Origin of the sequence: Paraburkholderia oxyphila NBRC 105797 (assembly GCF_000685075.1) — a bacterium.
GTDB classification, from domain to species: domain Bacteria; phylum Pseudomonadota; class Gammaproteobacteria; order Burkholderiales; family Burkholderiaceae; genus Paraburkholderia; species Paraburkholderia oxyphila.
In genome coordinates this window covers 1-5,639 of sequence record NZ_BAYD01000209.1, presented here as the reverse complement: position 1 = coordinate 5,639, position 5,639 = coordinate 1, and the positions used below count along the sequence as shown (strand labels likewise).

Sequence of the window (5,639 nt, the reverse complement as noted above, 5' to 3'; positions counted from 1 at the left end):
GTACCGGTGTGCGGCCGTGATCGACGCCTCACGGCGATGCGAACGCAGGATTCAATTCGAGGGCGCGAGAAAGGATTCTCAGCAAGTCATCGTGGCTGTTTGCACACGCACTTCCCGCATGCGCAGACGGAAAGTGCGCGCTGCAAATAGTGGCCACATCATCAGTTAGACAGTTACGGGTGTTTTGTCGGCGGGCGTCCAGTGCTCGGCGACTGCCTTGTCCGGTATGCGCACCGTCGCAAGCAACGGCACGTAGCCGTGCAGCTTGGCCTGACTCACCGCCAGTCTCTCGGAGCGAAGCAGTTCGCCAGAAAGCTTGGTCCCATCCTGAGTTTCAATGCGGTATCCGTCGATTGGCCCCCACTGGCCCTTCGGCACCGGTTCGATATAAACGTGCATCATCTCGTCTCTCCACAGGTTTGAAAAATTTGTCGAAACGCGTACACCTTGCAAGCCGGAGTGTTGCGAATCTCCGTCTGTGTTCTCCATGGAAAGAGAGTATCGAGATACGTGACGGCCGTGGCCCCAGATTCGTCGCCGGACTACCAAGAAAAAACACCGAAAATTCAATTAGATAGAATCTTGATATCGCAATGTGCAATGGCACTCAACGATACGCAACGTCCGTATGTTGCGTCGCGGGAGATTTTTCTGGCATACGCGACATCGTTTCGCATCGTGGGATTTGGACGCGGGCGCCTGCCGAATAGCCGCGTTCTAGTGCGCGTCGGCCGCGATGAGCCTCAGCGTGTGAACGGCCGCGCCCGGCAGGAACGGTGTCGCGTCGCCGTGCACCCAGGCTTCATGCCCCGCAATGAAGTACGGCGACAGAGGATTGCCGGACTGCCCGCCCGGCATCTCGAAGATACCGTCCTGCTCGCGCCCCGGCGACACCGCAAAACGCTCGGACGCGCCAAACACCGGCGACTGCACGCGCGGCATGTTGATGTCACCCGGCAGCGGATCGCGCGGCGCGCTGAGCCAGCCGCGTGCCCATGGCAGCCACGGCGGCAAGAGCCGCGCAAACGGATGCGCGATTGCCGAGCGATTGCGCTCGCCCCAGCGCGCATCGGCGAGCTTCACGCCCTTCGGCAACTGGGCGATCGAGTGGTCGATCCGTTCCAGCATGAACGCGCGCCAGTCCGCGAAGCCGGCGGGAATCCAGGCGTGATGGTCGGCGAGCGTCTCCATCGTCGCTTCGTAGCGCGTGTTGGCCGCGCGATAGCCGAGCCCCGGCGCAACAGCGGCCATCTGCTGGTCGAGCGCGCCGAACCATGCGTCGTACAGCGAGAAGTAGAACGCGCGCACCAGCCGGTAGCCGACCGCATCCGTATCCGCGCGGCCGTCCCAGCTTTCGACGAGCCGGCGGAATTCCGCGCGCTCGGGATGGCCGCCGAGCGCTTGCGCATCGAGTGCTTCGAGCGCGACGCGTCGCCAGGTTTCGATCCAGAAGGCGCGGTCGTCGGTCTGCACCTCCAGCAGGTCGCGCTCGGTCGCATGCGGCAGCGCCAGCAGATCGTTGCGAATCTGCGTCGCCCGTGCGCCGGGATCGGTGCCGGCATCGCCGATGCGCGCCGCCTCGGCCAGCGGCAAGGTCCGGTTGTTCGCGCTCCAGATGCGGCCGGCCGGCGGATCGACGCGCACCGGGTACGCATCGGGTGACAGATATCCCTGCCAACCGGGATACGTGTCGGAGCTGAACGGCAAGCTGGCGAGTGCCGCCGTGCTCACATCCGTATCGGCAAAGCGCGGCAGCGGCCCGGCAAGCGTCCAGCCGATATGGCCTTGCGCATCGGCCACCGTGAAGTTCTGCGTCGGCAGACCGAAGGTCTGCGCGGCATGCAATGCGTCGGCGACATTCGTGGCGCCTTCGAGCCGCACGAAGTTCATGTTGACCGCCTCCCGGTCCTGCGCGACCCAATGCACGGCATACGCATGCGGGCCAACCACGAGTTGCGGCCCCCAGCGGGTTTGCACGACCGGCAGATCGACGCTCGCGCCGCCATTCACGTCGAGGCGCTCATGGAACACCTGCGCCCTCTCCCATCCGCCGCCGCGAACTCGGTAGCGCAGCGGGTCGGCCGGATCGCGCTGCAGTTCGATCAAGTCGACGAAGCGGCCGTAGCTGTTGGTGAACGCCCACGCGATATGGCCGTTGCTGCCGGCCACCACGAGCGGCTCCCCCGGCAAGCTGACGCCACTGATCCGCCGCGTGCTGCCATCGGGCGCGGGATAGACCAGCGACACCCGATACCAGATGTTCGGCAGCGACAGGCCGAGGTGCATGTCGTTCGCAACCAGCGCGCCGCCGTGAGCACTATGCGCGCCGTCCACGGCGAAGCCGTTGCTGCCGACCATCGCGTTGAGCGAGCCCCCTGCGTCGACGAAACCGGGCACGCCCCCGGGCAGTTCCGCGGCCACCGCTGCGCCGCGCGTGGCGGACGACATCGAGCGCAGCCATGGCGGCGCCGCCGCGGGCAGCGCGGCAGGCAGCGGTGCCGATGCGCCCGGTCCGTCGAGCGGGGCGTCCCAATGGCTTATCGCCGGCAGCAGGAACGTGAGTAGATCGGGCGGCACGCGCTCGCGCAGCGCCGCGCGCGACAGCACGCGCGTCACCTGGTCGTATTGAAGATCGAAGTACATCGCGTAGACGACAAGCAGCGTGTCCTCCGGGCGCCACGGCACCGGCCGCGTGCGCAGCAGCCAGTATTCGAACGGCCGCGCGTGCAGCGAGCGCAGGCCGTCATTGACGCCCGCCGCATAGCGCTCGATCAGTCGCCGCTGGTCCGCCGGCAGCGCGGCGAGCGCCGTCTGTGCGTGCTCGCGAAAACGCCACGGCCGGTCGCGCCGGTCGAGGGCAAGCGCCGCCGGGCCGATGAGCCCGCTCATCTCGCCGGCGGCAACCCGGCGCAGCAGATCCATCTGAAAGAAACGGTCCTGCGCGTGAACGAAACCGATCGCATAGGCGACGTCGTCACGCGTGCGGCCCTGCACCGTTGGCACGCCGAGCGCGTCGCGCCCGATCGTCACCGTGGCGGACAGCGGCGCGGCATGCGTGCCGTCCAGTTGCGGCAGGCTGGCGCGCAAGATCAGCCAGCCCGCCAGCACCGCGGCGGCCAGCACGATGACGACGATAGTCGGCAGTATCAGCAGCCACGTGCGGCGCCGCTGCGGCGGAAAATGGCTCGAACGCGTCATTGCGGGTCATTGTTCAAAGCTTCCTCGTGAGGCGAGCGGATCGCCTGGACAGCTTAGGACCCTAGTATGACGGTGTGGAGACGCGCTGTCGCCGGGCGTGCTGTCCGGTGATGCTCTCGCCTTTTGCCTTATTCGACAGCACTCACGTCCGCCCGCATCGCCGGCCGCCGATACCACACGGCATACACCACGCTCAGCGCGATCAGGAACGGCACGCCGAAGATCAGCGTCATGTGGAACTCGGACGTAAAGAATGTCGTCACCGTGACCGCGAGCATCAACGCCGCGCCAAGCAGCGTCAGCACCGGGAAGCCGCGCATCCGGAACGCGGGCGCGGGCTGGGCGCTCGCGTCCCAGCGGCGCCGGAAGAAGTAATGCGTCACGAAGATCATCATCCACGTGAACAGCGCGCCGAACATCGACACCGACATCATGATCGTGAACGACGCGTCGGGATACAGCACGCTCAGCACGGTCGCCAGTGCGATGCCCAGCGTCGAGAGCATCAGCGCGCCGAGCGGAATCCCGCGCGCGTTCACCTCGCCGAGCACGCGCGGCGCATGGCCGGCGCGCGACAGGCTGAACATCATCCGCGTGGTGATATAGAGCTGGCTGTTCATTGCCGACAACGCAGCGATCAGCACAACGAAGTTGATCACGCCGGCCGCGGCCGGCAGGTGTATCGCCTCCATCACTTTCACGAACGGGCTTTCGTCGCGGCCCGCGGCGGTCCACGGCACGATCGCGAGCATCAGCGCGAGCGTGACCAGATAGAACAGCACGAGCCGCACGATCGTCGAACGGAATGCGCGCGTGACGGCGCGCTGCGGGTCCTCGGCTTCGCCGGCCGCGACCGCGATCATCTCGATGCTCAAGTAACTGAAGATCGACACGATCACCGCGACCCACATCCCCCACATGCCCTTCGGAAAGAAGCCGCCGTGCGAGACATAGTGATGGAATCCGGCCGCGCCGCCGTTCGCTTCGCTGCCGACGAGCTCCGGATTCACGAACACGACATACGCGCCGAGCGCGATGAAGCCGATGATCGCGGCGATCTTCACGACCGAGAAGCCGTACTCGACCGAGCCGAACACGTCGACGCTGCGCGCGTTGACGAACACGAGCAGCGACGAGAAGCCGACGATCCAGATCCAGCCCGGCACGGCCGGAAACCAGTACTTCATGTACAGCGCGATCGCGGTGACCTCGGTGCCGACCGCGAGCACGATGCACGCCCAGTACGCGTAGCGCACGAGAAAGCCCGCCCACGGGCTCACATAGTATTCGGCATAGGCGCCGAACGAGCCGGAGGTCGGATGCGCGACCGTCATCTCGGCCAGGCAGCCCATCAGCAGCAGCGAGATGAACGCGCCGATCGCGTAGCTCACGAGCACGCTTGGCCCCGCAAAGCCGATCGCGAATCCGGAGCCGAGAAATAGCCCGGTGCCGATCGCCCCGCCAATCGCGATCATCGCCATCTGCCGCGCGGAAAGCGTGCGGCGCAGCCCCTGCTCGCGCGCGGCGATCTGCTGGAATTGTCCTTCTGAATGCATAAGTGTCAGACCTCGTTCGAATTCGGTAGTCGTGGCGAATCAGGCTGGGCGCGTGTGCGTTGTGCGCGCCCAGCATCGGACACTCAGAAAATGGGGTCTCAGTCTCAAGTGCGCCTCCAGATCGTTATTGTCGATGCCATCATCGGTGGACCGCATGTTATCGAGGATGAAATAGAATGAGCTTCATATTTCGAAGACAAATCCTCGCATTTGCAGTAGAGTCTGCGGCATTTCAGACGAAAATAGAGGGGATCTTCAACATGAATCTCGACCGGACCGACATGCGGATCCTGCGGCAGCTCGAGCAGGACGGCCGCATCAGCAACCAGGATCTCGCGAACGCGGTGGCGCTGTCGCCGTCTGCCTGTCTGCGGCGCGTGAAGCTGCTGGAGGAGCGCGGCGTGATCGAGGGCTACCGCTGCACGCTTTCGCCGAAGAACCTCGGCGTGGCGTTCGAGGCGCTCGTGCACGTGTCGATGCGGCCCGACGCGCCTGAGTGGCACGACAAGTTTGTCGAGGCGATCCGGGAATGGCCGGAAGTGGTGTCCGCGCAGGTCATTACTGGGGCGTCCAATTACGTGCTCGTCGTGCGCACGCGCGATCTCGAGCACTATTCAGACTTCGTGATCCACAAGTTGCACCGCACGAGCGGTGTCATGTCGATTAATTCGAGCATCGTGCTGTCGACGATTAAGCGCGATGGTTCGATGCTTGATCTGGTTGCGACTTCGGCCGGCGGCGCGCATGGGGGGTGAAGGGCCGATCGATTCAATCGATCTCTATTAGTTAGTGTTTTTTAATTTCTATTCCTTAATTTCCTGGTTGATCGATTCAGTGTTGGCCTTAACTTGTTTTCGCGGCGGGCCGCAGGCGTTGCCCCTGTGC

General features: G+C 64.7%; 4 protein-coding genes. 1 reads left to right on the top strand and 3 read right to left on the bottom strand.

Annotated features, from left to right (window positions below; genetic code table 11):
• Positions 1 to 165 precede the first annotated feature (165 nt).
• The 3 genes from BO1_RS47850 to BO1_RS47840 all read right to left on the bottom strand — a co-directional run bounded on the left by BO1_RS47850 (position 166) and on the right by BO1_RS47840 (position 4,754).
• Complete coding sequence (locus BO1_RS47850) at positions 166 to 402, bottom strand: hypothetical protein (RefSeq protein ID WP_028223647.1); 237 nt, start codon at positions 400 to 402, stop codon at positions 166 to 168.
• A 315-nt stretch (positions 403 to 717) separates the two neighbouring features.
• Positions 718 to 3,198, bottom strand: a complete 2,481-nt coding sequence (locus BO1_RS47845; protein ID WP_043289211.1) for a penicillin acylase family protein — start codon at positions 3,196 to 3,198, stop codon at positions 718 to 720.
• Between the two features lie 128 nt (positions 3,199 to 3,326).
• A complete protein-coding gene (locus tag BO1_RS47840; protein WP_028223645.1) occupies positions 3,327 to 4,754 on the bottom strand; it encodes an amino acid permease in 1,428 nt (475 codons plus the stop codon).
• A gap of 260 nt (positions 4,755 to 5,014) precedes the next feature.
• Between BO1_RS47840 and BO1_RS47835 the strand changes: the two genes are divergently transcribed.
• Positions 5,015 to 5,509 (top strand): Lrp/AsnC family transcriptional regulator, encoded by a 495-nt coding sequence (locus BO1_RS47835; protein WP_028223644.1) that lies wholly within the window; start codon positions 5,015 to 5,017, stop codon positions 5,507 to 5,509.
• Positions 5,510 to 5,639 lie beyond the last annotated feature (130 nt).

What these genes read in the sequence shown, in the direction of transcription:
- BO1_RS47850 (WP_028223647.1), bottom strand. Translation starts at nt 402, where the DNA reads ATGATGCACGTTTATATCGAACCGGTGCCGAAGGGCCAGTGGGGGCCA.
- BO1_RS47845 (WP_043289211.1), bottom strand. Translation starts at nt 3,198, where the DNA reads ATGACGCGTTCGAGCCATTTTCCGCCGCAGCGGCGCCGCACGTGGCTG.
- BO1_RS47840 (WP_028223645.1), bottom strand. Translation starts at nt 4,754, where the DNA reads ATGCATTCAGAAGGACAATTCCAGCAGATCGCCGCGCGCGAGCAGGGG.
- BO1_RS47835 (WP_028223644.1), top strand. Translation starts at nt 5,015, where the DNA reads ATGAATCTCGACCGGACCGACATGCGGATCCTGCGGCAGCTCGAGCAG.